30 protein-coding genes and 1 tRNA gene are annotated in these 26,064 nt (G+C 59.9%); 11 read left to right on the top strand and 20 right to left on the bottom strand.

The features are described from left to right. Position 1: 1 nt before the first annotated feature. From SC318_RS07415 to SC318_RS07405, 3 genes are all read right to left on the bottom strand, one after another. The gene (locus tag SC318_RS07415; RefSeq protein WP_320430235.1) at positions 2-367 is read right to left on the bottom strand and encodes a 5-carboxymethyl-2-hydroxymuconate Delta-isomerase; all 366 of its coding nucleotides are present in this window, start codon (positions 365-367) and stop codon (positions 2-4) included. A 57-nt stretch (positions 368-424) separates the two neighbouring features. Then, complete coding sequence (locus SC318_RS07410; protein WP_124385603.1) at positions 425-1,348, bottom strand: LysR substrate-binding domain-containing protein; 924 nt, start codon at positions 1,346-1,348, stop codon at positions 425-427. 339 nt (positions 1,349-1,687) lie between these two features. Further along, the gene (locus SC318_RS07405) at positions 1,688-1,921 is read right to left on the bottom strand and encodes a hypothetical protein (protein WP_320431305.1); all 234 of its coding nucleotides are present in this window, start codon (positions 1,919-1,921) and stop codon (positions 1,688-1,690) included. 111 nt (positions 1,922-2,032) lie between these two features. Between SC318_RS07405 and SC318_RS07400 the strand changes: the two genes are divergently transcribed. Next, positions 2,033-3,340: an MFS transporter gene (locus SC318_RS07400; protein ID WP_124385599.1), complete on the top strand. Its 1,308-nt coding sequence runs from the start codon at positions 2,033-2,035 to the stop codon at positions 3,338-3,340. Next, the gene (locus SC318_RS07395; RefSeq protein WP_320430234.1) at positions 3,337-4,095 is read left to right on the top strand and encodes a substrate-binding domain-containing protein; all 759 of its coding nucleotides are present in this window, start codon (positions 3,337-3,339) and stop codon (positions 4,093-4,095) included. The genes SC318_RS07400 and SC318_RS07395 overlap by 4 nt, the downstream gene beginning before the upstream one ends. Here SC318_RS07395 and SC318_RS07390 read toward each other — a convergent pair. Then, the gene (locus SC318_RS07390; RefSeq protein ID WP_306492039.1) at positions 4,087-4,989 is read right to left on the bottom strand and encodes a LysR family transcriptional regulator; all 903 of its coding nucleotides are present in this window, start codon (positions 4,987-4,989) and stop codon (positions 4,087-4,089) included. The two genes, SC318_RS07395 and SC318_RS07390, sit on opposite strands and share 9 nt — an antisense overlap. 332 nt (positions 4,990-5,321) lie before the next feature. Here SC318_RS07390 and SC318_RS07385 point away from each other — a divergent pair, with 332 nt between their 5' ends. The 3 genes from SC318_RS07385 (at position 5,322) to SC318_RS07375 (ending at position 7,358) form a co-directional block, all read left to right on the top strand. Beyond that, positions 5,322-5,603 (top strand): ribbon-helix-helix domain-containing protein, encoded by a 282-nt coding sequence (locus SC318_RS07385; RefSeq protein WP_320431199.1) that lies wholly within the window; start codon positions 5,322-5,324, stop codon positions 5,601-5,603. Next, the gene (locus SC318_RS07380; protein ID WP_320430233.1) at positions 5,600-5,917 is read left to right on the top strand and encodes a type II toxin-antitoxin system RelE/ParE family toxin; all 318 of its coding nucleotides are present in this window, start codon (positions 5,600-5,602) and stop codon (positions 5,915-5,917) included. Before SC318_RS07385 ends, SC318_RS07380 begins: the two co-directional genes overlap by 4 nt. Before the next feature lie 214 nt (positions 5,918-6,131). Further along, the gene (locus SC318_RS07375; protein ID WP_320430232.1) at positions 6,132-7,358 is read left to right on the top strand and encodes an MFS transporter; all 1,227 of its coding nucleotides are present in this window, start codon (positions 6,132-6,134) and stop codon (positions 7,356-7,358) included. 174 nt (positions 7,359-7,532) lie between these two features. On the opposite strand, the gene hepT is transcribed toward SC318_RS07375, so the two are convergent. The 7 genes from hepT to dapA all read right to left on the bottom strand — a co-directional run bounded on the left by hepT (position 7,533) and on the right by dapA (position 12,168). Continuing rightward, positions 7,533-7,973, bottom strand: a complete 441-nt coding sequence (gene hepT / locus SC318_RS07370) for a type VII toxin-antitoxin system HepT family RNase toxin (RefSeq protein WP_320430231.1) — start codon at positions 7,971-7,973, stop codon at positions 7,533-7,535. After that, positions 7,963-8,358 (bottom strand): type VII toxin-antitoxin system MntA family adenylyltransferase antitoxin, encoded by a 396-nt coding sequence (mntA, locus tag SC318_RS07365; protein ID WP_320430230.1) that lies wholly within the window; start codon positions 8,356-8,358, stop codon positions 7,963-7,965. The genes hepT and mntA overlap by 11 nt, the downstream gene beginning before the upstream one ends. Positions 8,359-8,479: 121 nt before the next feature. Continuing rightward, positions 8,480-8,569 (bottom strand) — tRNA-Ser (locus SC318_RS07360). An 83-nt stretch (positions 8,570-8,652) separates the two neighbouring features. After that, entirely contained in the window at positions 8,653-9,366 is a 714-nt protein-coding gene (gene purC, locus SC318_RS07355) for a phosphoribosylaminoimidazolesuccinocarboxamide synthase (RefSeq protein ID WP_003172493.1), read from the bottom strand. A gap of 27 nt (positions 9,367-9,393) precedes the next feature. Continuing rightward, positions 9,394-10,152 (bottom strand): MBL fold metallo-hydrolase, encoded by a 759-nt coding sequence (locus SC318_RS07350; protein WP_320430229.1) that lies wholly within the window; start codon positions 10,150-10,152, stop codon positions 9,394-9,396. 4 nt (positions 10,153-10,156) lie between these two features. Further along, positions 10,157-11,272, bottom strand: coding sequence for an NlpB/DapX family lipoprotein (bamC, locus tag SC318_RS07345; protein WP_306492034.1), 1,116 nt, complete (start codon positions 11,270-11,272; stop codon positions 10,157-10,159). 17 nt (positions 11,273-11,289) lie between these two features. Further along, positions 11,290-12,168, bottom strand: coding sequence for a 4-hydroxy-tetrahydrodipicolinate synthase (dapA, locus tag SC318_RS07340; RefSeq protein ID WP_320430228.1), 879 nt, complete (start codon positions 12,166-12,168; stop codon positions 11,290-11,292). A gap of 262 nt (positions 12,169-12,430) precedes the next feature. Between dapA and SC318_RS07335 the strand changes: the two genes are divergently transcribed. Together SC318_RS07335 and SC318_RS07330 are read left to right on the top strand one after the other, a co-directional pair. Continuing rightward, on the top strand, positions 12,431-12,991 hold the full coding sequence (locus SC318_RS07335) for a glycine cleavage system transcriptional repressor (RefSeq protein ID WP_017137336.1): 561 nt from the start codon (positions 12,431-12,433) through the stop codon (positions 12,989-12,991). Between the two features lie 9 nt (positions 12,992-13,000). After that, positions 13,001-13,474 (top strand): peroxiredoxin, encoded by a 474-nt coding sequence (locus SC318_RS07330; protein WP_306492032.1) that lies wholly within the window; start codon positions 13,001-13,003, stop codon positions 13,472-13,474. Positions 13,475-13,485: 11 nt separating this feature from the next. Here the strand turns inward: SC318_RS07330 and SC318_RS07325 are convergent, their stop codons facing one another. Then, complete coding sequence (locus SC318_RS07325; protein ID WP_320430227.1) at positions 13,486-13,725, bottom strand: sulfurtransferase TusA family protein; 240 nt, start codon at positions 13,723-13,725, stop codon at positions 13,486-13,488. A 95-nt stretch (positions 13,726-13,820) separates the two neighbouring features. Between SC318_RS07325 and SC318_RS07320 the strand changes: the two genes are divergently transcribed. After that, positions 13,821-15,254, top strand: a complete 1,434-nt coding sequence (locus SC318_RS07320) for a M48 family metalloprotease (protein ID WP_065886236.1) — start codon at positions 13,821-13,823, stop codon at positions 15,252-15,254. Positions 15,255-15,321: 67 nt separating this feature from the next. Here the strand turns inward: SC318_RS07320 and SC318_RS07315 are convergent, their stop codons facing one another. The 4 genes from SC318_RS07315 to rpoE all read right to left on the bottom strand — a co-directional run bounded on the left by SC318_RS07315 (position 15,322) and on the right by rpoE (position 19,174). After that, positions 15,322-16,761, bottom strand: a complete 1,440-nt coding sequence (locus tag SC318_RS07315; protein ID WP_306492029.1) for a DegQ family serine endoprotease — start codon at positions 16,759-16,761, stop codon at positions 15,322-15,324. A 235-nt stretch (positions 16,762-16,996) separates the two neighbouring features. Next, positions 16,997-17,956 carry a MucB/RseB family sigma factor regulatory protein gene (locus tag SC318_RS07310; protein WP_320430226.1) on the bottom strand — a complete coding sequence of 320 codons (960 nt, stop codon included), beginning with the start codon at positions 17,954-17,956 and terminating at the stop codon, positions 16,997-16,999. Positions 17,957-17,972: 16 nt separating this feature from the next. Next, a complete protein-coding gene (locus SC318_RS07305) occupies positions 17,973-18,560 on the bottom strand; it encodes a sigma-E factor negative regulatory protein (RefSeq protein WP_320430225.1) in 588 nt (195 codons plus the stop codon). A 32-nt stretch (positions 18,561-18,592) separates the two neighbouring features. Further along, positions 18,593-19,174 (bottom strand): RNA polymerase sigma factor RpoE/AlgU, encoded by a 582-nt coding sequence (rpoE, locus tag SC318_RS07300; protein WP_003172477.1) that lies wholly within the window; start codon positions 19,172-19,174, stop codon positions 18,593-18,595. 462 nt (positions 19,175-19,636) lie between these two features. Here rpoE and nadB point away from each other — a divergent pair, with 462 nt between their 5' ends. Further along, positions 19,637-21,253 (top strand): L-aspartate oxidase, encoded by a 1,617-nt coding sequence (gene nadB, locus SC318_RS07295; RefSeq protein WP_320430224.1) that lies wholly within the window; start codon positions 19,637-19,639, stop codon positions 21,251-21,253. Here nadB and SC318_RS07290 read toward each other — a convergent pair. Both SC318_RS07290 and SC318_RS07285 read right to left on the bottom strand, forming a co-directional pair. Further along, positions 21,222-21,668 carry a protein YgfX gene (locus tag SC318_RS07290; RefSeq protein ID WP_320430223.1) on the bottom strand — a complete coding sequence of 149 codons (447 nt, stop codon included), beginning with the start codon at positions 21,666-21,668 and terminating at the stop codon, positions 21,222-21,224. The two genes, nadB and SC318_RS07290, sit on opposite strands and share 32 nt — an antisense overlap. Continuing rightward, positions 21,652-21,906, bottom strand: a complete 255-nt coding sequence (locus SC318_RS07285; RefSeq protein WP_320430222.1) for an FAD assembly factor SdhE — start codon at positions 21,904-21,906, stop codon at positions 21,652-21,654. Before SC318_RS07285 ends, SC318_RS07290 begins: the two co-directional genes overlap by 17 nt. A 139-nt stretch (positions 21,907-22,045) precedes the next feature. Between SC318_RS07285 and SC318_RS07280 the strand changes: the two genes are divergently transcribed. Beyond that, positions 22,046-22,987, top strand: coding sequence for a CAF17-like 4Fe-4S cluster assembly/insertion protein YgfZ (locus SC318_RS07280; RefSeq protein WP_320430221.1), 942 nt, complete (start codon positions 22,046-22,048; stop codon positions 22,985-22,987). A 37-nt stretch (positions 22,988-23,024) separates the two neighbouring features. Beyond that, positions 23,025-23,846, top strand: coding sequence for an HDOD domain-containing protein (locus SC318_RS07275; protein WP_320430220.1), 822 nt, complete (start codon positions 23,025-23,027; stop codon positions 23,844-23,846). Here SC318_RS07275 and SC318_RS07270 read toward each other — a convergent pair whose 3' ends face one another. Then, the gene (locus SC318_RS07270; RefSeq protein WP_306492025.1) at positions 23,847-25,232 is read right to left on the bottom strand and encodes a two-component system sensor histidine kinase TctE; all 1,386 of its coding nucleotides are present in this window, start codon (positions 25,230-25,232) and stop codon (positions 23,847-23,849) included. Continuing rightward, positions 25,225-25,896 (bottom strand): two-component system response regulator TctD, encoded by a 672-nt coding sequence (locus SC318_RS07265; protein WP_306492024.1) that lies wholly within the window; start codon positions 25,894-25,896, stop codon positions 25,225-25,227. Before SC318_RS07265 ends, SC318_RS07270 begins: the two co-directional genes overlap by 8 nt. Between the last annotated feature and the right edge of the window lie 168 nt (positions 25,897-26,064).

Here is a 26,064-nt window from a genome sequence, read left to right as displayed (position 1 = left end):
TTTAACTCCCCACTGCTTCTTTGCTATAGGCGTCGCGATCCATATCCCGCAATTCGACACTCAGTTGCACCTGCACACCCTCAGGCCAGGGGCCCAGGTCCTGCAGCACTGCCAGCAGGCTTTGCGACAGTTGCTGCTTGATCTGCGGCGAGCGCCCACTGAGCAATGCCAGGCGTACCGCGACAAAAGCCCGCTCCCCCAAGCCGGTGCCTACGCGAAAGCTCTCGACTTTGACTGTACGGCTCTTGATGTCGAACTCGGCGCCAAACTGACCGGAAGCCACCAGCGCATGGTTAAGGCGCAACAGAGCCTTATCGGTGTCCAGTTGCGCCAGGTTGGCGGTGTATTCCAAGTGCAGATGTGGCATGGGTTTCTCCGGTTTTTTTGTAGGAAGTTGGCTGAATATACAACAAGCAAGCAGGCCTCAGACCTGTAAGCCGAGCCCTCGATCACTCATGAACGCCTCCAGCCGCGAGCGCATCCAGCGTTCCGCCGGGTCGGTGTCGACGTGGCTGAGCCAGACCATCGACAGGTCCAGGGTCGGCGTCTCAAATGGAAACGCCTCGCAGAACAGATTGCCGCCAGCGGCCATGGCCTGGGCCGTGTAGTCCGGCAGGCTGGCGATCATGTCGGTGCCGGCGAGCAATGCCGGAAGCGAACTGTATTGCGGCACCGACAGCACCACGTGCCGCTTGCGGCCGATTTCCGCCAGCCATTCATCGGCAAACCCGGCCACGTTGGCGGTGTGGGACACCAGCACATGGGGCCGTGCGCAATATTCATCGAGGGTCAGCGGTGTATCGGATGCATCGGCGCGCAGCAGGCAAGGCCGGATATGACGCAACAGCTTACGTTTGGCATTGGCCGGCAGGCCGCGGGTCTGAGTGATGCCAACGGTGATATCGCCGGAGGCCAGCAGGTCGGGAATGCGCCAATAATCCACATGCTGCACGACGAACACCACCTGCGGCGCTTCCTGACGCAGCGCCCGCAGCAACGGCGGCAGCAGACCGAATTCAACATCATCGGACAGGCCGATACGAAAGGTCATGGTGCTGATGGACGGGTCGAAATCGTGGGTCAGGCTCAAGGCTGAAGAGAGCGAATCCAGCGCCGGTGACAGGTGCTGGATAATTTCCTCGGCGCGCGCGGTGGGTTCCATGCGATGGCCGACACGGATGAACAACGGGTCGTTGAACAACGTGCGCAGACGATTGAGAGCCGAACTGATGGTTGGCTGGCCGAGAAACAGCTTCTCCGCTACACGCGTCACGTTGCGCTCGAGCATCAGCGCTTCGAACACCACCATCAGGTTGATATCAGCCTTGCGTAATTCATTGCGATTCATCGGCGCCTGCCCCTTCCCCAAGACAAGCCGCAGTTTAGAAAGGCAATGGGGCGGCGTCTATGTCGGTAGACGCATCAGTTTTGTCTAGGTCGCGGGTTTCATGGGCTCCCAGAAAGATTTATAGCCATTGTGAAAGCGGGGCTTGCCCTGATGTGAGGTGAAAACCGTACCCGTGGCGAGGGAGCTTGCTCCCGTCGGACTGCGCAGCAGGCCCATTGTTTGGGGCCGCTTCGCGGCCCAGCGGGAGCAAGCTCCCTCGCCAAAGGTCGCTTGGGCTGCTTGCTGTTGACTGGCATTAGGGCAAGCCCACGCCACAATTTTCACGCCTTGGTTCGCAGCTCACGGTTTCAGCGGAAACTCCTGATCCCGCTCGGAGAGTTCCGTGCCGTCGTCCGGGTGCTTCCAGGTTTGCGGCTTTTCTTCCTCGGGCCACTGCCGGGGTTGCTCGCTCTCCTGCTCGTTGTGCTGCTTCGGTTCATTGCCCATAGCCACCTCCCATCCATAAGAATTGGTCACGGTTTCAAGCATAGAACAAGGAGCGGCTTTCAGCAGCGCACTTTGATTGATAGCCATGACGCATCAATCTATCCAAATTTGTCACTTATCATTTCTAAATGTGTCAGCCACTATCCCAAGTCTTAAGCGAAACAAGCACTTTAAAAAGAACGCTGGAGACACAAAACCATGACTAGCCCTTCCCGGCCTGCGGCTGCCCCCTCGAAAGTAGGCGCCGTATTGCGCGTCACTTCGGGCAACTTCCTCGAACAATTCGATTTCTTTCTGTTCGGGTTCTACGCCACCTACATCGCTGCTGCCTTCTTCCCCGCCGCCAACGAATTTGCATCCTTGATGATGACCTTTGCCGTGTTCGGTGCAGGCTTTCTGATGCGTCCGTTGGGCGCGATCATTCTGGGTGCCTATATCGATGACGTGGGACGGCGCAAAGGCCTGATCGTCACCCTCTCGATCATGGCCAGCGGCACGCTGTTGATCGTGCTGGTGCCCGGTTACCACACCATTGGCCTATGGGCGCCGTTGCTGGTGCTGCTGGGTCGTCTGTTGCAGGGCTTCTCGGCCGGTGCGGAACTGGGCGGTGTGTCGGTGTACCTGTCCGAGATGGCCACGCCTGGTCGCAAGGGCTTCTACACCAGTTGGCAGTCGGGCAGTCAGCAGATCTCCATCGTGGTCGCCGCCGCACTGGGCTATGGCTTGAATGTCTGGATGGAACCAGCCGTGGTGGCCGACTGGGGCTGGCGCATCCCGTTCGCCGTCGGTTGCGTGATCATCCCGTTTATCTTCGTGCTGCGACGTAACCTGCAGGAAACCGAAGAGTTCGCCAAACGCAAACATCGCCCGACCATGCGTGAAGTCATGGCCACCCTGGTGAAAAATTGGACCGTGGTGATTGGCGGCATGCTGATGGTGGCGATGACCACCACTGCGTTCTATCTGATCACGGTGTACGCCCCCACCTTCGGCAAGACCGTGCTGCAACTGAGTACCTCCGATGCGCTGCTGGTGACCTTGCTGGTGGCGGTGTCCAACTTCGTCTGGCTACCGATCGGCGGCACCCTGAGCGACCGCTTTGGCCGCAAGCCGGTACTGATCGCCATGACCGTGTTGACCGTTCTCACGGCTTATCCAGCGTTGTCCTACGTGGTCAACGCGCCAAGCTTTGCACACATGCTGGAAACCCTGCTGTGGTTCTCCTTCCTCTACGGCATGTACAACGGCGCAATGATCCCGGCACTGACTGAAATCATGCCGGTAGAAGTGCGCGTTGCCGGCTTTTCCCTGGCCTACAGCCTGGCCACCGCGGTTTTCGGTGGCTTCACGCCTGCAATCTCCACGTGGTTCATTCACATCACCGAAGACAAGGCGTCGCCAGCCTACTGGATGATGTTCGCTGCGCTGTGCGCGCTGTGTTCCACCCTGGCGCTGTATCGCCGTGCCAATACCCGAGGCCAGGTCATGCAGGGTGCTGCGCAATGAAGCCGCTGTTCAAAGCCCTCACCGCCATGGTGCTGGGCGCCCTGTCGCTGTCAGCACAGGCTGAAGAACTTAAGGTGATGACCTCCGGTGGCTTCACCGCCGCGTATAAATTGCTCGGCCCGCAATATGCCAAGCATAGCGGTGACACCCTCGACACCATTCTCGGCCCGTCGATGGGCAAGGCGCCGGAAGCGATTCCCAATCGCCTGGCCCGTGGCGAACACGCCGATGTGGTGATCATGGTCGGCTACGCTTTGGATGAGCTGATCAAACAAGGCAAGGTCGACCCCGCCTCCCGCGTGGAACTGGCGGATTCGCGGATTGGCTTGGTGGTGAAGGAAGGTGCGGTCAAACCTTCCATCGGCACCGATGCCGAACTCAAGGCCGTATTGAGCAAGGCCAAGTCGGTGGCGTACTCGGACAGCGCCAGCGGTGTGTATGTGGAGAAAGAGCTGTTCAAAAAGCTCGGCATGCCGGCCAAGGGCACCATGATCGAACGTGTACCGGTGGGCGAGCAGGTGGCAAAGGGTGATTACGAAGTCGGTTTGCAGCAGGTGGCGGAATTGTTGCCGGTCAAGGGCGTGACGTTTGTCGGCAAGATCCCGGAAGATGTGCAGTCCGTTACGCGTTTTGCAGCGGGCATTCCGGTCAATGCCGAACACCCGGAAGAGGCCAAGGCGCTGCTGCAGTTCATGGCATCGCCCGAAGCTCAACCGGTGGTGCAATCCACCGGGCTGGACTCGGTGTCACGCTGAGCGAAACGGCATCTCCCGCACTAACCGTTCCAACTCCAGCGCCGCGGGCGGCAATGTCCGCCCGCGGCGCTTGATCAAGCCCACGTTGCGCATCACGTGCGGCTCCACCAGCGGCACACTCACCAGAATCGGGTGTTCGCACGCCGGCATTGCAATCGACGGCACCATCGCCACGCCCAACCCCGCCTCCACCAAACCGATCATCGTGGTCACGTGGTGGGTCTCGCAGATACTCGGTTTTTTCACGCGCACACCGCGCAGGGCCTGGTCCAGCAGGAAGCGGTTGCCCGAGGTTTTGTCCACCGTGATGTAGTCATGCTCGTAGGCTTCGGTCCACGTCACGCTCTCCCGCGTGGCCAGCGGATGGTCACGACGACAGGCCAGCACATAGCGCTCCTGCAGCAACAACTCGAACTCCACTTCATCCGCCAGGCTGCCGCTGAAGCTCACGCCAAAATCCGCTTCGCCACTTTCTACCGCATTGCACACCTCACCGGCACTGGCATCCAGTACCCGCAAACGAATCTTCGGATACAGCTTGTGGAATTCGGAAATGACATGGGGCATGAAGTAGTACGCGGTGGACGGCACGCAGGCAATGGTGACGTTACCCATGCGCGTGGACGCGACGTTGCTGATGCCCATCAAGGCGATATCGAGGTCGTCGAGCATGCGTTCGACCTGAGGCAGGAACGCCCGCCCGACCATGGTCAGGCTGACCCTGCGCGTGGTGCGTTCGAACAGTTTTACATCGAGTGCGGACTCAAGCTTTTCGATACGTCGGCTGAGGGCCGGCTGCGAGATTCGGATCGCTTCGGCGGCGCCGCGAAAACTGCCCTTGTCTACCACGGCGCGAAAGGCCTGGAGGTCGTTGAGGTCGAAGTTGATGATCACGGGAAGGAAGCCAAAGTGGTCGGGATGGCGAGCATTATCGTATGGGAGCCGGTGGGACGCCATGTGTGGCGGGACGGCTTTGTCCGGATAACCCTGTTACACATATCGAGTCATACATATCAGCAGGTTATCAGCCGCCTACGACCACGCAATCGCCAAAACAGGTCAATACTTGCGGCCTGACTTACACAACGGGAGATGTAGCACTCATGGAAACCTATCAGTTCTGGATGGACGAAGAGACGCCGGATATCGGCATCGATCAGTTGCTTCTTGCATCGCGCCAATGGTCAAGTAGGATTGAATCCTACCCACTGCCGGCGGAGACCCCAATGCGTTCAACCCAGCAAATTAGCATCACGCTTCCCCTCGAAATGGCTGCTCTGGTCAAAGCCAAGGTGGCTTGCGGCGAATATGCCACTGAAAGCGAAGTGATTCGCGACGGCCTGCGGGCGCTGCTGGCGCGTGACCGTGCCATGGAAAACTGGCTTAAGGATGAAGTCATTCCCGCAGCGACCGCCCTCGAGGCTGAGCCTGAGCTCGGGTTGTCCGCTGAGCAGGTGCGCGCACATATGACAGTCAAGCGCCAGCGCAGAGGCACAGGGCAAGCGTGAGCCACTCGGTCGTCTTTTCGCCTGAAGTCCTGGCGCAACTCGATGCTCTGGAAGATTACATCAGCGATGTCGGCTCCCCATCCGTAGCCGCGCGTTTCATAGACAACCTCGTCGGCCACTGCGAAAGCCTTGCCCTGTTTCCCTTGCGTGGCGTGCGCCGCGACGACCTGCTGACAGGCCTGCGCATCACTCATTATCGTCGCCACACCATCATCGCCTTCAGGGTGGCGCCTGATTGCGAAACGGTATCAATCGTGGGCGTATTTTACGGGGGGCAGGACTACGCTGCGCTGTTGCAGGGCGATGAAAATTAACACCAACGATGGATGAAAACAACCTGCTGAAACTGATCAGCAGGCCTTTCGTTGATAGTGCCGATTGAACAACCGACTCCTCGTCACATCGATAGCACTGATGATTACTATCGAAACGAGCGCCTGCTCGATTGCCGATGCTGATTCCTATAATCCCTTCCAAATTCCCCTCCCCGCCTGGCTTCAGGCGACATTCCTCCTGGAACCCAACCCCATGCCAAGCGCGAGCCAGGCCCCTAGCGGGCTTCCCGAACATAATCAACAAAGCGTCAAACAGCAGTGGCTGGCGATTCTTTCGGTCGCCGTGGGCGCTTTTGCCCTGGTGACCAGCGAATTTCTCCCGGTGGGCGTGCTCAATGACGTCGCCAGCGACCTGGGTATCAGCGCCGGTCACGCGGGCCTGATGGTGACACTGCCCGGTATCATGGCCGCCCTCGCTGCGCCGTTCCTGTCGGTGAGCATCGGCGCGATGGACCGTCGCTATTTGCTGATCGGTCTGACGCTGGTGATGATCATCGCCAACTCGGTGGTGGCCTTCGCCAGTGATTTCAGCCTGCTGCTGTTCGGCCGCGTCTTGCTCGGCATCAGCATTGGTGGCTTCTGGGCGACGGCCATCGCGCTCAGCGGGCGACTGGCGCCCAAAGGCGTGGGGGTTGCGAAAGCCACTTCGATCATCATGATGGGCGTGACCCTCGCCACCGTATTGGGCGTGCCTGTGGGTACCTGGCTCAGTGGCCTGATGGGCTGGCGCATGACCTTTCTGGTCACCGCGCTGGTGGGTATTCCGGTGCTGCTGGCGCAGGTCTTCCTGCTGCCCCGACTCACCCCGGAAAAAGCCATTCAGGTTCGCGACCTGCCGGCCCTGTTTATCAATCCACAAGCTCGGGTCGGGTTGATCGCCGTCTTGCTGATCGGCCTGGCCCACTTTGCCGCGTACACCTATGTCGCGCCGTTTTTCAAACACAGTTCAGGCTTTGACGGACCAACCATTGGTTCGCTGTTGCTGTTGTATGGCGTGGCGGGCGTGATGGGTAATATCTTCGCCGGCTTCGCCGCCAACCGCAGCGTACGCAATACCCTGCTGCTGGTTGCACTGATGATCGGCACCAGCACTGCGCTGTTCCCCTACTTCGCCACCGGCATGACCGGCGCAGCGATGCTGATCGCCCTCTGGGGCTTCGCCTTCGGCGCTTTCCCCGCCTGCGCCAGCATCTGGATGTTTGTCGTGGCGCCCAAGGATGTAGAACGGGGCATGCCACTGTTTGTGGCGCTGTTTCAGGTGATCATCGCCCTGGGCTCGTTCTTTGGTGGGCGCATTGTCGATCAGATGGGTAGCTCGGTGTTGTTGAGCCTGGCGACGGTGTTGGTGGGATGTGGTTTTGCCACCGTGCTGGTATTGGGCCGCAAGGTCAGTAATAGCCTGGTGGCGCAGCCTGCCTGATCGGGTTAGATGCGCAAAAAGGCCTGCTGAGCGTTGAGTTCAGCAGGCTTTTTTTTCGGGTGCGGGAGATGACTGAACCGCTTGAAAAGCCCGGCAACCAGAATTCCCGTAGCGACGCTGGTGCGCGTAACGCCCTCGGCTAACGTGAAAAGGTCGCTGATGTGGCGACGTACTTCAAGGAGCTTTTGAAGCGCCTGGCTGGCCAGAGTCCCTGGTTAAAACTTGTGAGCTGAAGGCCAGAAAGTCGCCCAGGTGTTTGGTAATGATCGCAACCGTGATCGGCAGCTGCAGCGTTTGATACTCATGCACTGCGATATTGCGGAAACCGACCATATTTTTCAGATTGGTCAACAAGGAAGGGTTCACCCATCCGCCCTGTGCCAGCAGCTCGAACACATCACGAGCTCCCTGGGGAACGCCAAGGCGCTCGCGGCGGATAAGATGCTGCCCCATGTCCAGAGCGGCTTCACAGGCGCGCTGAATGTTCAGGATGGCCGCATCCTGACGAGTAAAATCGGTGGCAAAACTGGCGGGATCCTTTTCGTATTCCTCGCGAGCACGAGCGACGCAACGCTCGATACTGGCCGCCTTGTTAATGAGCACATCATCGACCATATACCGTCCCGTCCTTATGAATGTCGACTAGCAGCCCAGCCCTGGCAGAATCCAGCGCAGTCTTCTCGCTGAGAATATAACTTTCGAATACACCGGCCTGGCTGTCTTTACTCCAGAGTCGACGCCCCGTGGTTATAACCTGGTATTGCATGACCGTCGAAGCCGCACGCAAGTCCAGCAGGTCAACAGGGGCTTTGACGATATCCGCCAGCTCTCCGGATAAACGCCACAATTGTAGGGGGTCGATGCTCCCTTCAATCAGCACAGCCACGTCGAGATCGCTGTCAGCATTCGCCTCGCCCGTGACTCGGCTGCCAAAGACGTAAACAGCCAACAGCCCCGCAAGATTCGCCTGCAAATGCGTGAGCACTTTTTCAAAATTCATGACCGACCCGCACTGCCATCAGGTAATGACGACCGTAGCAGAATTCACCCGGGTATTTCTGCTACAAAAACAAAAACCCCCAATAACATCCAAGCTATTGGGGGTTTTCGTTTATAAATAATGGCGGAGAGATAGGGATTCGAACCCTAGGTACCGGTGAAGGTACAACGGATTTCGAATCCGTCCCATTCGGCCACTCTGGCATCTCTCCAACGGCGCGCATCATAACAGCATGGTTCGTGGATGCAAAGCGCCGAAGCGGTTTTTTTCCGTGCTATCAGATGCTTGCGTCGATTACAGCGGTACGCCGAGACGATTGGCGACTTCTTCGTAGGCTTCGATGACATCACCGAGGCCCTGGCGGAAGCGGTCCTTGTCCATCTTCTTCTTGGTGTCCTTGTCCCACAGGCGGCAGCCGTCTGGGCTGAACTCGTCGCCCAGGACGATGGAGCCGTCGTGGAAAACGCCGAATTCGAGCTTGAAGTCCACCAGCAGAAGGCCGGCATCGTCGAACAGCTTGCTCAGCACGTCGTTGACCTTGAGGGACAACTCTTTCATGCGCGCCAGCTGTTCAGCGGTGCCCCAGCCGAAGGCCACGACGTGGGATTCGTTGATGAACGGGTCGCCCTTGGCGTCGTCCTTCAGAAACAGTTCGAACGTGTAAGGATTGAGCTTGAGGCCCTCCTCCACGCCCAGGCGCTTGACCAGGCTGCCGGCAGCGTAGTTACGCACGACGCATTCGACCGGGATCATGTCGAGCTTCTTGACCAGGCACTCGTTGTCGCCCAGCAGTTTGTCGAATTGAGTCGGAATACCGGCCTCTTCGAGCTTCTGCATGATGAAGGCGTTGAACTTGTTGTTCACCATGCCCTTGCGATCAAGTTGTTCGATGCGCTTGCCGTCGAACGCCGAGGTGTCGTTGCGAAACAGCAGGATCAGGCGGTTGGCGTCGTCGGTCTTGTACACCGACTTGGCTTTGCCGCGGTAGAGTTCTTCACGTTTTTCCATGATGGGCTCCGCTTTGAGTGAGGTGGGCTAGGCGATGTGTCGCCAGTCGAGCCCTGAATCTTGATCGGCCAGTTGCAGCCAGTCCGGGTCGCACCCTAGGGTGTCGACAAAACATTGCCGGGCAAGCGTCGGCAGGTTGTTCTTGCTGCTCAGGTGGGCCAGGACCAGGTGTTGCAGGTCTTGCCAGCCCAACTCATACACCAGGTACGCCGCCTGGTGGTTGTTCAAATGTCCCAGCTCGCCACCCACCCGCTGCTTGAGAAAGTAGGGGTAATGACCGCGAGCCAGCAGGTCTCGGCAGTGATTGGACTCGATCATCAAGGCATCGAGGTCGCGGTAACCGTCCAGCACTTTGGCACAGTAGGACCCGAGGTCAGTGAGTACACCCAAGCGCCGCTCGCCACCACTGAATACATATTGCGTGGGTTCCTGAGCGTCGTGAGCCACCGCGACAACATTGATGCTAAGGGCACCGATCTGCAGTTGCTCGCCACCGGCCAGGAAACCTGCGGGTTCAATGGGTTTGCGCATCCCGCGCAACGTGCCGCGACTCAAGTACACCGGAAGATTGTAGCGCCGAGACAGCAAACCCACGCCATGCACGTGATCGGCATGTTCGTGGGTCACCAGAATCGCGCTCAGCTGCGCAGGGTGAACCCCCAGGCGCAGCAGGCGCCGCTCGGTTTCTCTTAACGAGAAACCACAATCCACCAGTACGTACGTATCGTCGTGGGCGACCAGCGTGCCGTTCCCTTGGCTACCGCTACCGAGAACAGCAAAACGCATCGGATCAGCCCAGGTTGTCCTGAATCACGCCCAACACTTTGCGCGCTGTTTCAGCTGGCGCGACGGTGTTGATGTTCTTCTCGACGGTGACTTGCACGCTCTCGCCGACCTTGCTCAAACGAACCTGGTAACGCTCGGCGCGGGTCTCAACTTCTTCCTTGGTCGGCTGGCTGCCGAACAATTTGCCGAAGAAACCTGGCTCGTCGTCTTTTTTCTCGGCCTTTTCAGCCACGTTGATGTAGTACAGGCCCAGGCTGCGGTTGATGTCCTCAACGCGCCAAGGGCCCTGCTCCAACGCGCGACCTACGCTGGCCCAGGCGCGATCCAGGTCTTCACCCAGGTTCAGCACCACGTTGCCGCTGCCGTCTTCGGTGAGGCTGACGCGGCTAGGGGTGTCGTAATCACGTGCGGCGAGCAGGGAAACCGAGCCGCCCTTCTCGGAGATGCGGCTCATGCTGGCCAGCATCTCGTCGACCAGCGCGGCGTCGACGCCGGTATTGACCGAGCGGTTGGTGAAGTCGACGTTGGCGGTGCTGCCGGCGGGACGCTCGGCGCTGACCACATAGACTTCACTGGTATTGCGTTGCACGCCAGGCTCGATGCGTACACGCACGCGGGCTTCGTTATCGGCGGCTACACCACTGGCCTGCAGACGCTGGGCCATGTTGGCGGACAGCTCGCTGCCGTGTTGCCAGGCTGTGGTGAACTCACCGGTCTGCGGACGCTGCTGGTCGAGACGGAAACCGTTGTCCTGGAAGAACTGCACGGCCACCGGCCAGACTTCGGCGGGTGGACGCTGAGCCACGATCCAGCGATTGTCGCCGCTCTTTTGCAGGCTGTAGTCGCTGGCATCGGCCACCGCCGTGATCGGCTGCGGGCGTGGCACCACGTACTCACCCTTGACGGTGTCGTCGGCGACATTGCGCGGAATCGGCAGCAACGGGTCGAGGCGCTTGGCGACGCTCACGTCAGGCGGCAGTTGCATGGGTTTGGTTGCTTGCGCTTCCAGGTAATCGCTGCCGCGGTCACGGAAGTAGCCCTCCGGGCCCCATACCCAACCGCAGCCACTGGTGCTGGAGATAATCAAGGCAAGTGCGGAAAGTCCGGCCAATCGCTTCATGCGTAGTGCTTCCTCAATTAAACCAGGACGCCGGACTGGCGCAGGGCCTGTCGCAGCGGTTCGTGACAGGCTTCGCTGAGCCGGGTGAGCGGCAGACGGATACCGTCCGGCATCAGGCCCATCTCAAATAGCGCCCACTTCACGGGAATAGGGTTGGATTCGATAAACAGTGTCTTGTTGAGCGGCATGAGCTTCTCGTGGATCGCACGCGCGGTCGCGGCGTCACCGGCAATGGCGGCGGCGCACATTTCGCTCATGGCGCGCGGGGCAACGTTGGCGGTCACGGAAATGTTGCCCTTGCCACCCAGCAGGATCAGTTCCACTGCAGTGGCGTCGTCACCGGAATACAACAGGAAATCGCTGCTCACGCCGGCCAGGATGTCCTTGGCGCGCTGCAGGTCGCCGGTGGCTTCCTTGATACCGATGATGTTCGGCACGGTAGACAGGCGGATCACCGTCTCGGCTTTCATGTCGCACGCGGTGCGGCCGGGTACGTTGTAGAGGATCTGCGGGATGTCGACAGCTTCGGCAATGGTGCGAAAGTGCTGGTACAGGCCTTCCTGAGTCGGCTTGTTGTAGTACGGCGTCACCAGCAGGCAGGCATCGGCGCCGGCCTTCTTGGCATTGCGGGTCAGTTCGATCGCTTCACGCGTCGAGTTGGCGCCGGTACCGGCGATCACGGCGATGCGGCCCGCAACGCGCTTGACCACGAACTCGATCACCTGGATGTGTTCTTCCACATCGAGGGTGGCCGATTCACCTGTGGTGCCGACCGCCACGATGGCGTTGGTGCCTTCTTGCAGGTGGAAGTCCACCAGTTTGCCCAGGCTGTCCCAGTCGAGATGACCTTGTGCATCCATGGGTGTGACCAGTGCCACCATACTGCCCGCAATCATGCAACCGCTCCTGCCGGAAAAAGAGAGCCGTAATGGTACTGGCGCCAAGATGCTTGTACAAGCGAAGTACCGTGCGAGGATGCGTTCTGGCGCAACTAAACGACGGGCAATGCCATCATTGGGCCAAAGCCCCCCTTCAAGCAGTTCGTTCACGTAATGAAAACGCCACCTCCTAGCCCTTGGCGATGGTTTTCGCTACCCTTGATCCTTTGATCGATACAGCTCTGACGGTATCGACCGCTCATCGCTTTAGGAAGGCTGCATGTCCACCCCCACAGTTCGCGAACAATTCCTTGTTATCAGTGCCCTCGGCGCCAACCCCATGGAGCTGACCAACGTCCTGTGCCGCGCCAGCCATGAAAACCGCTGCGCCGTGGTGACCTCCCGCCTGACCCGCCATGGCGAGTGCAGTGCGCTGGTGCTGCAGATTTCCGGCAGCTGGGACGCCCTCGCACGCCTGGAGACCGGCCTGCCGGGCCTGGCCAAGAAGCACAATTTCACCGTTAACGTGGTACGCAGCGCCGCCCTGGAAAATCGCCCACAGGCCTTGCCTTATGTGGCCTATGTCAGCTCGGCCTATCGCTCGGACATCGTCAACGAGCTGTGCCAGTTCTTTATCGACCACAACGTCGAGTTGGAGAACCTCACCTGCGACACCTACCAGGCGCCACAAACCGGCGGCACCATGCTCAATGCCACCTTCACCGTGACCTTGCCGGCCGGCGTGCAGATCAGTTGGTTGCGCGACCAGTTCCTGGATTTCGCCGACGCCCTGAACCTTGACGCCCTGATCGAGCCTTGGCGCCCACAGAACCCCATGTAAGGACATACCATGCCGGTAGCCATCGACACACCCGTAGCCGATTTCGAAGCCCAGGCCACCAGCGGCCAGACCTTCAGCCTTGCCGCCCTCAAGGGCAAGCAAGTGGTGATCTATTTCTACCCCAAGGACAGCACCCCGGGTTGCACCACCGAGGGTCAAGGTTTTCGTGATCAATACGCCGCATTCAAGGCTGCCAATACCGAAGTGTTTGGCGTGTCGCGCGACAGCGTGAAGTCCCACGAAAACTTCAAGGGCAAGCAGGCGTTCCCGTTCGAGCTGATCAGCGACAAGGACGAGGCGGTATGCCAGTTGTTTGATGTGATCAAGCTGAAGAAGCTATACGGCAAGGAATACCTGGGTGTGGATCGCAGCACCTTTCTGATCGACAGTGAAGGCGTGCTGCGTCAGGAATGGCGCGGCGTGAAAGTGCCCGGGCATGTGGACGCGGTTCTGGCGGCGGCACAGGCACTGAACAAGGCCTGACCTACCGGGCATCAGGCCTTGCGTAACCAGTAACGGTACACACCTGCTGCCTCGTCTTCCTGGACCAGCGTATGGCCCGCCAGCTTGGCGAAGGTCCTAAAGTCGCGCTGGGAGCCTGCGTCGGTGGCGATCACCTTGAGTACGGCGCCACTGGCCAGTCGATTGAGCTCCAGCTTGGCCTTGAGCAAGGGCAACGGACAGTTGAGGCCGCTGGCATCGAGTTCGGCGTCAAAGGCTACAGCGTCGGTCATGGTGTTACTCCAGGCAAACATTTGAGCTGCTTAGAATATCTGGTCCGAAGCTCAGTGTCCGGCTACAGTAAGCTCTTTGTCGAAAGGCTTCGTGCATGAATTTTTTGCGCCCTACCCTGCTGACGCTGGCCTGCCTGCTGGCCTCCCCGGCCTTCGCTGACGAGCTGCCGTCACTCGGCGACGCCAGTTCTGCCATTGTCTCGCCTCAACAGGAATACCAACTGGGCCGCGCGTGGCTGGCCTACCTGCGGGGCCAGGTCTCGCAGCTCAATGACCCGCAGCTCAAGGATTACGTCGAAACCAGCGTGTACAAGCTGGTGGAGACCAGCCAGGTCAATGACCGGCGCCTGGAATTCATTCTGATCAACAGCCCTCAGCTCAACGCCTTCGCGGCACCCGGCGGGATCGTCGGGGTCAATGGTGGGCTGTTCCTCAATGCCCAGACCGAAGGCGAATACGCATCGGTGCTGGCCCACGAGTTGGCGCACTTATCCCAGCGTCACTTTGCCCGAGGCGTGGAAGCGCAGTCGCGCATGCAGATCCCCATGATGGCGGCCCTGCTCGGCGGCATCATTGCTGCCGCAGCCGGTGCTGGCGATGCGGGCATTGCCGCGATTGCCGGCTCCCAGGCCGCCGCGATCCAGGAGCAACGTCGCTTTTCCCGGCAGAACGAACAGGAAGCCGATCGTATCGGCATCCTCAACCTGGAGAAAGCCGGCTACGACCCACGCTCCATGCCCACCATGTTCGAGCGCCTGATGCGCCAGTATCGCTTCGACGCCAAGCCACCGGAATTCCTTTTGACGCACCCGGTGACAGAATCGCGGATCGCCGACACCCGCAACCGCGCGGAGCAGGCCAAACCCGGTGGAAAGGAAGACAGCTTGCGCTATCAACTGATCCGCGCGCGGGTGCAGCTGAAGTACGAAGACACGCCAGGCCTCGCCGCCAAACGGTTCCAGGCACAGCTGGACGAGAATCCGAAGAACGATGTGGCGCGCTATGGCTTGGCCATCGCCCAGATCAAGGGCACCCAGCTCAAGGAAGCGCGGGAAAGCCTGGCGCCTTTGCTGGCCAAAGCGCCCAACGACATTACCTACAACCTGGCGCAGATCGAGCTGGATATCACCAGCAATCGCATGCCGGACGCACAACAACGCACCGACCGCATGCTTACCCAGTATCCGAGCAACTACCCGCTGAACCAGGTCCGCGTAGACTTGTTGCTGAAGCAGAACCGCACGGCTGATGCGGAAAAAGCCCTGGATGGCTTGCTCAAGTCTCGGCCGGACGATCCGGACGTGTGGTATCAGGTCGCCGAAACGCGCGGTTTGTCGGGCAATATCATTGGACTGCACCAGGCACGCGCCGAATATTTCGCCCTGGTGGGCGACTTCCAGCAGGCCATTCAGCAGTTGGATTTTGCCAAGCGCCGCGCCGGCAATAATTTTCCGTTGTCCTCGCGAATCGATGCGCGCCAGCGTGAGCTGATCGAGCAGGAACGCCTGGTGAAAGGGATGATGAGCTAAACCCATCGCGCACAAAAAAGCCCCGCCATCGTTTACCGATAGCGGGGCTTTTTATTGGGCTGGAAGGTTACTCGGCCAGCTTGAAGGTGATGAAGCTCGCACGCCCTTGACGCAGCACACGCATCGACACCGAGCGATTCTTCGGCAACGCCTTGGCGATGTCGGTGAACTCCTTGGTGTTATCGATTGCCTGGTTGTTCAGGTGGGTGATCACGTCGCCCGGCTGCAGGCCGATCAACGCGGCAGGGCCGTCCTGAACCTCCTTGATCACGACGCCACTCTTGAGGTCGTAGGTTTTCTTCTGCTCGGCAGTCAGCTCTACCACGGCAATGCCCAGGCGGTTGCTGCTGCGCTCCGCACCTGGCTTGGCGTTACCCAGGGCGTCCAGGGTCGCGCCCTCTTCCGGGATTGCGCCGACGGTGAGTTCGACATTCTGACGCTTGCCGTCACGAATCACTTCCAGCTTGGCTTTGCTGCCGGCCTTGAGCGCGCCGACCAGATGCGGCAAGTCGGCCGACATGATGATCGGCTGGCCGTTCATGCTCAGGATCACGTCGCCAACCTGCAGGCCACCCTTGGCAGCCGGGCCGTCATCCTGGATCTGCGCGACCAGCGCACCCGCTGGCTTGTCGAGCCCGAAAGACTCTGCAAGGTCCTTGTTCACTTCCTGAATCACCACACCCAGCCAACCACGGCTCACTTTGCCACCGGCTTTGAGCTGATTGGAGACATCCATGGCCACGTCGATCGGAATCGCGAAAGACACCCCCATGAAACCGCCGGAACGGGTGTAGATCTGCGAGTTGATGCCTACCACTTCGCCCGCCAGGTTGAACAACGGACCTCCGGAGTTGCCCGGGTTGATCGGCACGTCGGTCTGGATGAACGGCACATAGTTTTCATTGGGCAGGCTGCGACCGATGGCGCTGACGATGCCTTGGGTGACGGTATGATCAAAACCGAACGGCGAACCGATCGCCACCACCCACTGGCCCGCTTTCAGGTCCTGGGACTTGCCCAACTTGAGCACTGGCAAGTCTTTGCCTTCGATCTTCAGCAAGGCCACGTCGGAACGCGGGTCGGTGCCGACCAGCTTGGCTTTCAACTCACTGCGATCGGCCAGGCGCACGAGGATCTCGTCAGCATCGGCAATCACGTGATTGTTGGTCAGGATATAGCCGTCAGGCGAAATGATGAACCCGGAACCCAGGGACTGCGCCTCGCGCTGCCCACCGCCACCACCACGCGGCGAGCGTGGTTGCGGCATGCCTCGTTCGAAGAACTCGCGCAGCATTGGCGGCAGGCCTTCCAGGTCGGGCATCTGCTGGTTCGAAACTTTGCGATCCGGCAACTTCTGCGTGGTACTGATATTCACCACCGCAGGTGAGGCCTGCTCCACCAGTTGGGTAAAGTCAGGCAGCTCGACCGCTTGCGCGGGCACGGCCTGACCCAGCACCAACACCGTGGCGACTATGGATAGGTAAGACTTCAAACGTGGTATCGACATACAGCTCCCGTTACGACGAGCAGGGTTGAGCGACAGGGTTCAAAAAGACGCCGGAAACGCGACCGACGCTTCATGTTCCGCGAACAAAACAAGGCCAGGGCCGAGAAGCCCTGACCTATAAAAAACATACGGATTTTTTGCAAGTGAAAATGCTGATCCAGACATTTCATGCTCTCGGTACGCGCTCTGACATGGGCGCAGCGTGCAAGATCAAGATGAACACTGGATTAACGACTCACGGCTTGGCTGCGGTCTTTTCACCGCGAACCGACAACGCGATGCGCTCGGCAGTGCCGATTGGGATTTCCCCCACTACGGTTACCATCATTTCGCCGTCCACCGTATTCAGGTGCCGAGACACCGCAACCGTAGGTCCAAGCTGAGTACGGGTTTCCGGCACGCTTGCGCCTTCGGTCGATTCAAGAAATATCGAAAAATGTGCGAGCCCATCGTCATACATCAAGCTATCGATGGTGGATTTGGTTTGGAGGTCTTTGCGAGATGTACTGCTGGTCAGCTCAAATCCAGGTGGCAACCAATCTAGATGCCACGCACTGGAAGCGGTTGCTTGCGCTGCCTTGCCGCGGCCAAGCCCAACGGGCGTGCATTCGCCACTGGGCTGCAAATCGCGATCAGCGGGGATTGTGGACGTATTCAATCGAACGAACTGAAAGCGCTCCAGCAGCTGACCCTGCTCGCTGAGTAGCAACGACTTGAGCGGCAATGCCGTTTCACGATCCAGGTGGAGTTCGAAACCATAACGATAATGGTCACGCGGGGTAATCGAAACAATCACCGCATTACGACCGGCCACGCGAGATTTGCCAATGATGGCCAAGTCATAGAATTGATTGAGTTTTTGCGGATCCAGCGAACGTGACGCAGTGCCACGAGAGTTCCCAAGGCCGGCCACAAGAGTGCCGCTGACACATTGGGTATTACCGTCTATCCGCACAACTTCCTGGGCAGAGCCATCGAGCTGCAATAGCCGCTCTCGGACCTGACCATTCTGAACACGTTGCCAGATGTCATGGGTAGAAAAGCTGCCGTTACGCTCGTAAACGAACGTACCTTGAAAGTTTTGCTGCTGCTCTGCACGCCCAAGTCGAATCAGCCAGTCTTGGGCGTCATCGGCATGGGCGGGTACTGCAAACCAACTACTGAGCAGAAGCGTAAGGAGCGGTATGGCGCGCATAGGGCTCCTTAGCGGTTCAGCGGTTTTCCAGGCTTGCTGCGCGAGCGTATGGCAATGCACTTTCAGCATTCTTCCCGGCCGCTTCCTGTGCGTGTTGGCGCAGGTAACCTGGTAGACGCTGATCCTGCCAGCCGGGTTGCCCCTGGAGTACACCGTTAGCCATAGGGCCGGCGGTATCAGAGCTTTCCTTGTAGCCAGCCAGTACAGCCGGACCTTTGACCTGCGGACCGGCCATGACCGGTTGCTGAGTCTGCTGGGCCAGTTCGGCACCAGCAATTTCGTCCTGGTTGTACAGACGAACACCGGCCAGTACGGCGACGGTCACCGAAGCAGCGACTGCCAGACGACCCAGGCTACGCCATGGACCACGAGCAGCTTTTGCCGGAACGGCTTCATCGGCCAGCGCGGCAGAAACGGCCGCAGCAATATCCAGACGAGGGATTAGAAGATCCTTGTGCATCACCGCCCGAGCGACTTGGTAACGAGACCAGGTATCACGGGTTTCGGCATCATCAAATGCGTTGAGCACCCGACGAAGTTCCAGTTCATCCGCTTCGTTATCCATCACTGCGGACAGCGATTCCTGCAGGGCATCACGACTCATGGCGGTTCCTCTCTTGGCTGTCGCCGCTGTCTTTAGTTTTCCTGCAACAACGGTTGCAAGGCTTTGTCGATGGCTTCCCGGGCCCGGAAAATCCGTGACCTTACAGTCCCCACCGGACATTGCATGACGCTCGCAATGTCTTCGTAACTCAGACCATCAAATTCACGTAAAGTTAACGCCGTACGTAAATCTTCTGGCAGTTGCTGAATCGTTCGATGAACGGTTCCCTCTATTTCGTCGCGCAGCAATGCTCGCTCCGGCGACTCGAGATCTTTGAGACCGTGATCACCATCGTAAAATTCAGCATCTTCTGAACTGACATCACTGTCTGGTGGGCGGCGCCCGCGAGACACCAGATAGTTCTTCGCCGTGTTGATGGCGATGCGGTACAGCCACGTATAAAACGCGCTATCACCGCGAAAATTGCCCAGTGCACGGTAAGCCTTGATAAAGGCTTCCTGTGCAACGTCCTGCGCTTCATGGGTGTCGTGCACAAACCGCACGATCAACCCGAGAATTTTGTGCTGATATTTCAGCACTAGCAGATCAAATGCTCGCTTGTCGCCGCGTTGTACGCGCTCGACCAGCTGCTGATCCTCTTCCTGGGTTAGCATGAACACTCCTCATTGTGCTCAAAGGAGGCTTGCATAACTAAACGATCAGGCTTGTAAACATAGACTCGGGCTTTTCGCAAAAGTTCTCCCCCTTCAAGCAAGTTTCCGGCACGCACTGATTTGGCACACACGAAAAACGCAGCTCAGGCAACGCCGGCTGCGCGAATAATCTTGTCGCCGGTCTTCTGACGCGTCCAATGCTCCCGACGGCCAATAAACTCAACGTTTTCCCAGCTTTCGGGCAACCTGCTATTGAGTCGGGGCTTATGCAAAAAGTTCCCGCTCGCTGACTGGCTGTTTTAACCCAAAGCTGTGCACCGTAATCTCACAATGCCACGAATGCCTGGCTATTGTGCCGCTCCACCCCTCTATATACTAGTGGCCCGTGTGCCCCTTTGATTCGCCGATCCAGGCGTCCTGCTTGCGCCTCCTCTTCGGATCGCTTTTTGCGGAATCCATTCAATGAGCCAACAGTTTCAACACGATGTTCTGGTGATCGGCAGCGGCGCCGCCGGCTTGAGCCTGGCACTGACCCTCCCCAGCCACTTGCGTATTGCCGTACTGAGCAAAGGCGACCTGGCCAACGGTTCGACATTCTGGGCCCAGGGCGGCGTCGCTGCCGTGCTGGACGACACCGACACCGTACAGTCCCATGTCGAAGACACCCTCAATGCCGGTGGCGGCCTGTGCAATGAGGACGCGGTGCGCTTCACGGTCGAGCATAGCCGCGAAGCCATCCAATGGCTGATCGACCAGGGGGTGCCTTTCACACGCGACGAGCACGCAGGCAACGACGACGGCGGTTTCGAGTTTCACCTGACCCGCGAAGGCGGCCATAGCCACCGCCGTATCATCCATGCCGCCGACGCCACCGGCGCCGCGATCTTCAAGACCTTGCTCGACCAGGCCCGCCAACGCCCCAATATCGAATTGTTGGAGCAACGCGTGGCCGTAGACCTGATCACCGAAAAGCGCCTGGGCCTTAGCGGTGAGCGCTGCCTCGGCGCCTACGTGCTCAACCGCGCCAGCGGCGAAGTCGACACCTACGGCGCACGCTTCACCATTCTCGCCTCCGGTGGGGCAGCCAAGGTCTACCTCTATACCAGCAACCCCGACGGCGCCTGCGGTGACGGCATTGCCATGGCCTGGCGCTCGGGCTGCCGAGTGGCGAACCTGGAATTCAACCAGTTTCACCCCACTTGCCTGTATCACCCCCAAGCCAAGAGTTTCCTCATCACCGAGGCCCTGCGCGGTGAAGGTGCACACCTGAAGTTGCCCAACGGCGAACGCTTCATGCAACGCTTCGACCCACGCGCAGAACTGGCGCCGCGCGACATCGTCGCCCGCGCCATTGACCATGAAATGAAGCGCCTGGGCATCGACTGCGTCTATCTGGACATCAGCCACAAGCCGGAAGCGTTCATCAAGACGCACTTCCCCACCGTCTACGAACGCTGCCTGACCTTCAACATCGACATCACCAAAGGCCCAATCCCTGTGGTGCCCGCCGCGCATTACACTTGCGGCGGCGTGATGGTCGACCAGCATGGCCGCACCGACGTGCCCGGCTTATACGCCATCGGCGAAACCAGCTTCACCGGCCTGCACGGCGCCAATCGCATGGCCAGCAACTCGTTGCTCGAATGCTTTGTGTACGCGCGTTCCGCGGCGGCGGACATCCTTGAACAACTGCCGCGTATCCCGGTGCCGGCCGCCCTGCCGCGTTGGGATGCCAGCCAGGTGACGGATTCGGACGAAGACGTGATCATCGCGCACAACTGGGACGAGCTGCGGCGCTTCATGTGGGATTACGTGGGAATCGTGCGCACCAACAAGCGGCTGCAGCGGGCACAGCACCGGGTGCGCTTGCTGCTGGATGAAATCGATGAGTTCTACAGCAACTATAAAGTCAGCCGCGACCTGATCGAATTGCGCAACCTGGCTCAAGTCGCCGAACTGATGATTCGCTCGGCCATGGAACGCAAGGAAAGCCGGGGCCTGCATTACACACTCGACTACCCGCAGATGCTGCCCGAGGCCCGCGACACTATTCTGGTGCCAGCCACCTACGGCGACTGAACTTCAAGCGTACGCGCAGGCGCCGGTGCATATCGGCGGTCTGCGCGTCGCGGGGCACGCATGTCGAGCGCACCCAGCGCTCACCCTGCACGCGATAACGCAGCACTACCACCAGCGGCAGCGCAAGGCTGTCGGGCCGTAACTGCACGCTGTGCCAACCGCGTTCGGCGCTGAACAATTGCCAGCCGTCATCGTCGCGGCGCAGGCCCCGAACCGACGAGCGGTGAGTCAGCAGGACATGCCGCGGCAACACCCAGGCGGCATGGGCCAGGCATACCAGCATGCCCAGAGAGGCAAAAGGTAGGTCGACAACCAGGCAGGCACCCAGCGCGAACAGCTGGGCAACCAGATACGCCGCCAGCAACAGCCGTGAGGCCTGCCAGCGGCATTCGAAACGGTTACTTGGGCTGGACACGATCCAGGATCATCCGAACCATGCGTTGCAGTTCCGGGTCTTGCGATTCGGCGCGCTCCATGAACCAGCCGAACATGTCCTGGTCTTCGCAGGTCAGCAGTCGTACGTAAAGGTCGCGATCTACCTTGTTGAGCGTCGCGTAGACTTCCTTGGTGAAAGGCACCAGCAACACGTCCAACTCCAGCATGCCGCGACGGCTGTGCCAGTAGAGGCGATTGATTTCTACTTCTTCGACCATGGAGCGCTCCTCAAATAGAGCGCAAGTATACAGGCCCGACGGCACCGGAACAGTCGGCTTTGGTCGCGCCCATGGAAACTATGCATTTGCCGGGCGCCCCTCTATGATGCACCCATGACTTTTTGACCTGCGATGACCCATGGCCGACTCTGCTTTCTTCTGCCCACTGACCCATGAAGGTATTCTTGCCGTCCGCGGCGCTGACGCTGCCAAGTTCCTTCAGGGCCAACTGACCTGCAACCTCAATTACCTGAGCGACACCCAAGCCAGCCTGGGCGCGCGCTGCACGCAAAAAGGCCGGATGCAGTCGAGTTTTCGCATCCTGTTACAAGGTGACGGTGTGCTGCTGGCCATGGCCAGCGAACTGCTCGAACCGCAACTGGCGGACCTGAAGAAATACGCAGTGTTCTCCAAATCCAAACTCACCGACGAAAGCGCCGCCTGGGTGCGTTTCGGCCTGGCAAATGCCGACCAGACCCTGTCCGCGCTTGGCCTGGCGTTACCGGTCGAGACTGACAGCGTAGCGCGCACCGAGGCGCTGATCGCCATCCGCGTATCGCCTGGCCGCGCTGAACTGTGGGCCCCCGCCGAACAGGCCGAGCAACTGCGCAGCCAATTAGCGGCAACCCTGCCGCAAGCCGACCTGAATGAATGGCTGCTGGGCCAGATCCGCGCCGGCATCGGCCAGGTGATGGCGCAGACCCGCGAACTGTTCATCCCGCAGATGCTCAACCTGCAAGCCGTGGGCGGTGTCAGCTTCAAGAAAGGCTGCTACACCGGTCAGGAAATCGTTGCGCGCATGCAGTACCTGGGCAAACTCAAACGCCGGCTGTACCGCCTTAGCCTCGCAGCCGCCGAGTTACCCGAACCGGGCACCGCGCTGTTTTCCCCCAGCCATAACAGTTCGGTCGGCGAAGTGGTGATTGCGGCAAAAGCCGACCAGTCCATTGAACTTCTCGCCGTGCTGCAAGCCGAAGCTGCCGAACAGGGCGACGTGCGCCTGGGCAGCCTGGAAGGCCCCGGCCTGCAAATGCTTGACCTGCCTTACCCGTTGGATCGCGACCGCGAGATCCAGCGTTAACCGCCGCACTTTTTTTGCAGCACCCTAGAGAGCATGAATGAACAAGCTGGCGGAAAAAGTCCAACAGGCTTTGATGAAGGCCATCGACAACGATGACCTGGTTCTGCCGACATTACCGGAGGTGGCCCTGAAAATTCGTCAGGCCGCCGAAGACCCGGAAATCAGCATCAGCCACTTGAGTAAAGTGATCAGCCGCGATACCGCGCTGTCGGCGCGCCTGATCAAAGTGGTCAACAGCCCGTTGCTGAGGGCGACCCAGGAAGTCACCGACCTGCACACAGCCATCACACGGCTGGGCACCAATTACAGCAGCAACCTGGCCATCGGCCTGGTCATGGAGCAGATCTTCCACGCCCGCTCCGAGGTGGTAGAACAGAAAATGCGTGATGTGTGGCGCCGCAGCCTGGAGGTGGCGGGCGTCAGCTATGCCTTGTGTCGCCGCCACAGCCATCTCAAGCCGGACCAGGCGGCCCTCGGCGGTCTGGTGCACCAGATCGGCGTGCTGCCGATCCTCACCTATGCCGAAGACCATTACGAGTTGCTGGCAGACCCGGTCAGCCTCAACCACGTGATCGACAGCATCCACCCGGTTTTGGGCGACAAGTTGCTCGGTGGCTGGGACTTCCCTGAAATGCTGGCAAAACTGCCGGGCCAGTACCTCAACCTGGAGCGCGACAGCGCCCGGCTCGACTACATCGACCTGGTGCAGATCGCCGTGCTGTATTGTCACCACAACACCGAACATCCTTTGGCGAAAGTCGACGTGACCCTGGTGCCGGCCATGCAAAAACTGCGGATTGATCCCTACAGCGAGACATTGCGTCTTGAGCTGGACGAAGCACGTTCGATGTTCTACTGATCAACCGGCGATAAAGCTCACTCGCACTTTCAACCCCGCTGACTCGCCATCATGCAGACTGATCTGCGCCAGATGCGCGCGGCAGATTTCACCCACAATCGCCAGCCCCAGGCCCGACCCCATGCCCTGCTGACTGCGCCGATAAAATCGCTCGAACACCCGGTCCCGCTCATCCAGCGGGATACCCGGGCCATCGTCTTCGACTTCCAGCACCGCCGGCGCCGTCACCCGCAAAATCACGTTGCCGCCGGGCGGTGTGTGCGCCAGCGCGTTATCCACCAGGTTGCTCAGCAATTCATTGAGCAGCGTCGGCTCGCCGCGCAGCCACACCGGTTCGTCCGCCTCCAGCGCCAGGGCAACGCCCCGTGCATGGGCCAGCGGCGCCATCGCCATCCCCAGCTCTCGGGCCAACTGACTGAGGTCGAGCAACTGCGCACCGCCTTCGGCAATGGCCCTGGCACCGTTTTCGATGCGGGCCAGGGACAGCAACTGATTAGCCAGGTGAGTGAGACGGTCGGTGCCCTGGGCGGCGGTCTCCAGGGTGCTGCGCCAAGTGGCCGGTTCTTCGGCGCGCAGGCCCAGTTCCAGGCGGGCCTTGAGCGCGGCCAGTGGCGTGCGCAATTCGTGGGCGGCGTCGGCAATGAACTGCGCCTGACGTTCGAACTGGCCGCGCAAGCGTTCGGTGAAATGGTTGAGGGAACGCACCAGCGGGCCGAACTCATCCTGCACCTCCACCAGCGGCAAGGGCCGCAGGTCGTCAGGCTGACGTTCCTCCACCGCCGTGCGCAGGCGCTCCAGCGGACGCAGCGCCGCGCTGACGGCAAACCACACCAGCAAGAGCGCACCAATGGCAAGCATGCCCAGGCGCAACAAGGTGTCGGCCATCAGACTGCGGGCCATGGCGACCCGCGCTTCGTCGGTTTCCGCCACACGGATCTCCGCCATGCCGTTCATGTTCGGCTCGGAGACGGCTTTGAGCAGGCTCACCACACGCACCGGCTGGCCCTGATACACGGCGTCGTAGAACCGCGCCAGGGCCGGGTAATCATCCGTGCGCGGCGTGCCGGGCGGTGGACCGGGAAGATTTTCGTAGCCGGATATCAGCTTTTGGTCGATGTCATTGACCTGGTAATAGATACGCCCGGCACTGTCGTAGGCAAAGGTGTCCAGGGCCACGTAGGGCACGTTGGCACTGAGCGTGCCGTCCACTTGGGTCAAGCCGGCGGCAATGGTGCGCGCCGAGGCCAGCAGCGTGCGGTCGTAGGCAGTGTCGGCCGCTTCGCGACCGTTCCAGTAGGCACTCATGCCGCTGGCGAGCATCAGCAGCACGAGCAGCAATGCCAGGTTCCACAGCAGGCGCCAACGCAGGCTGCTGGGCTTATGCATCGCGGGCTTCCAGCAGGTAGCCCAGGCCCCGGAAGGTAACAATGGCGATGGGCTGGCCGTCGAGTTTCTTGCGCAGGCGGTGCACGTAAATTTCGATCGCGTCGGGGCTGGCTTCTTCGTCGAGACCGAACACCTGCGAAGCCAGTTGCTCCTTGCTCATTACGCGGCCGGGCCGGGCGATCAGTGCTTCAAGCACCGCTTGCTCGCGGGACGTCAACGTGAGCAATTCGCCACCGACCGTGAAGCGCCGCGTGTCGAGGTCGTAGACCAGCACGCCGCACGCCTGCTGGCGCTCACCGCCCAGCACGCTGCGCCGTAGCAGCGCCTTGACCCGCGCTTCCAGTTCCGTCAGCTCGAACGGTTTGGCAAGGTAATCGTCGGCCCCCAGATTCAAGCCATGCACGCGGTCTTTGACATCGCTGCGCGCCGTCAGCATCAACACCGGCAAGTTTTTACCGCGGGCCCGCAAGCGCGCCAGTACCTCGAAACCATCCATGCGCGGTAGCCCCACATCGAGAATCGCCGCCGCGTAGTCCTCGCTGCTCAAGGCCAGGTCCGCAGCTACGCCATCGTGCAGCACGTCGACGGTCAAACCCGTGCTCTTGAGCGCCTGGGCGACACTTTCGGCGAGCTGCAAATGGTCTTCAACCAGAAGGACGCGCATGGATTTCTACCTCGTTCAGGAGTGGTCAACGCCACGCTTTGGCGGGCAGTTTACAGGCGCAACCTGCCCTGTGAAGCCCGAAAACATTGAAAGGCAACTGAAAGGTTAGTGAAAGCTTCGCCCTTTAGCATCCAGCTACGGTGGTTTGCGCCCGCCCAGCTACCTCAC

Origin of the sequence: Pseudomonas sp. MUP55 (assembly GCF_034043515.1) — a bacterium.
GTDB lineage: Bacteria > Pseudomonadota > Gammaproteobacteria > Pseudomonadales > Pseudomonadaceae > Aquipseudomonas.
The sequence above is the reverse complement of the archived record's forward strand: the minus strand, read 5'-3'. Positions and strand labels throughout refer to the sequence as shown.

Coding starts and splice junctions, on each gene's coding strand:
- SC318_RS07415 (WP_320430235.1), bottom strand. CDS start 367: ATGCCACATCTGCACTTGGAATACACCGCCAACCTGGCGCAACTGGAC.
- SC318_RS07410 (WP_124385603.1), bottom strand. CDS start 1,348: ATGAATCGCAATGAATTACGCAAGGCTGATATCAACCTGATGGTGGTG.
- SC318_RS07405 (WP_320431305.1), bottom strand. CDS start 1,921: ATGGCTATCAATCAAAGTGCGCTGCTGAAAGCCGCTCCTTGTTCTATG.
- SC318_RS07400 (WP_124385599.1), top strand. CDS start 2,033: ATGACTAGCCCTTCCCGGCCTGCGGCTGCCCCCTCGAAAGTAGGCGCC.
- SC318_RS07395 (WP_320430234.1), top strand. CDS start 3,337: ATGAAGCCGCTGTTCAAAGCCCTCACCGCCATGGTGCTGGGCGCCCTG.
- SC318_RS07385 (WP_320431199.1), top strand. CDS start 5,322: ATGCGTTCAACCCAGCAAATTAGCATCACGCTTCCCCTCGAAATGGCT.
- SC318_RS07375 (WP_320430232.1), top strand. CDS start 6,132: ATGCCAAGCGCGAGCCAGGCCCCTAGCGGGCTTCCCGAACATAATCAA.
- hepT (WP_320430231.1), bottom strand. CDS start 7,973: ATGGTCGATGATGTGCTCATTAACAAGGCGGCCAGTATCGAGCGTTGC.
- mntA (WP_320430230.1), bottom strand. CDS start 8,358: ATGAATTTTGAAAAAGTGCTCACGCATTTGCAGGCGAATCTTGCGGGG.
- purC (WP_003172493.1), bottom strand. CDS start 9,366: ATGGAAAAACGTGAAGAACTCTACCGCGGCAAAGCCAAGTCGGTGTAC.
- SC318_RS07350 (WP_320430229.1), bottom strand. CDS start 10,152: ATGCGTTTTGCTGTTCTCGGTAGCGGTAGCCAAGGGAACGGCACGCTG.
- bamC (WP_306492034.1), bottom strand. CDS start 11,272: ATGAAGCGATTGGCCGGACTTTCCGCACTTGCCTTGATTATCTCCAGC.
- dapA (WP_320430228.1), bottom strand. CDS start 12,168: ATGATTGCGGGCAGTATGGTGGCACTGGTCACACCCATGGATGCACAA.
- SC318_RS07335 (WP_017137336.1), top strand. CDS start 12,431: ATGTCCACCCCCACAGTTCGCGAACAATTCCTTGTTATCAGTGCCCTC.
- SC318_RS07330 (WP_306492032.1), top strand. CDS start 13,001: ATGCCGGTAGCCATCGACACACCCGTAGCCGATTTCGAAGCCCAGGCC.
- SC318_RS07325 (WP_320430227.1), bottom strand. CDS start 13,725: ATGACCGACGCTGTAGCCTTTGACGCCGAACTCGATGCCAGCGGCCTC.
- SC318_RS07320 (WP_065886236.1), top strand. CDS start 13,821: ATGAATTTTTTGCGCCCTACCCTGCTGACGCTGGCCTGCCTGCTGGCC.
- SC318_RS07315 (WP_306492029.1), bottom strand. CDS start 16,761: ATGTCGATACCACGTTTGAAGTCTTACCTATCCATAGTCGCCACGGTG.
- SC318_RS07310 (WP_320430226.1), bottom strand. CDS start 17,956: ATGCGCGCCATACCGCTCCTTACGCTTCTGCTCAGTAGTTGGTTTGCA.
- SC318_RS07305 (WP_320430225.1), bottom strand. CDS start 18,560: ATGAGTCGTGATGCCCTGCAGGAATCGCTGTCCGCAGTGATGGATAAC.
- rpoE (WP_003172477.1), bottom strand. CDS start 19,174: ATGCTAACCCAGGAAGAGGATCAGCAGCTGGTCGAGCGCGTACAACGC.
- nadB (WP_320430224.1), top strand. CDS start 19,637: ATGAGCCAACAGTTTCAACACGATGTTCTGGTGATCGGCAGCGGCGCC.
- SC318_RS07285 (WP_320430222.1), bottom strand. CDS start 21,906: ATGGTCGAAGAAGTAGAAATCAATCGCCTCTACTGGCACAGCCGTCGC.
- SC318_RS07280 (WP_320430221.1), top strand. CDS start 22,046: ATGGCCGACTCTGCTTTCTTCTGCCCACTGACCCATGAAGGTATTCTT.
- SC318_RS07275 (WP_320430220.1), top strand. CDS start 23,025: ATGAACAAGCTGGCGGAAAAAGTCCAACAGGCTTTGATGAAGGCCATC.
- SC318_RS07270 (WP_306492025.1), bottom strand. CDS start 25,232: ATGCATAAGCCCAGCAGCCTGCGTTGGCGCCTGCTGTGGAACCTGGCA.
- SC318_RS07265 (WP_306492024.1), bottom strand. CDS start 25,896: ATGCGCGTCCTTCTGGTTGAAGACCATTTGCAGCTCGCCGAAAGTGTC.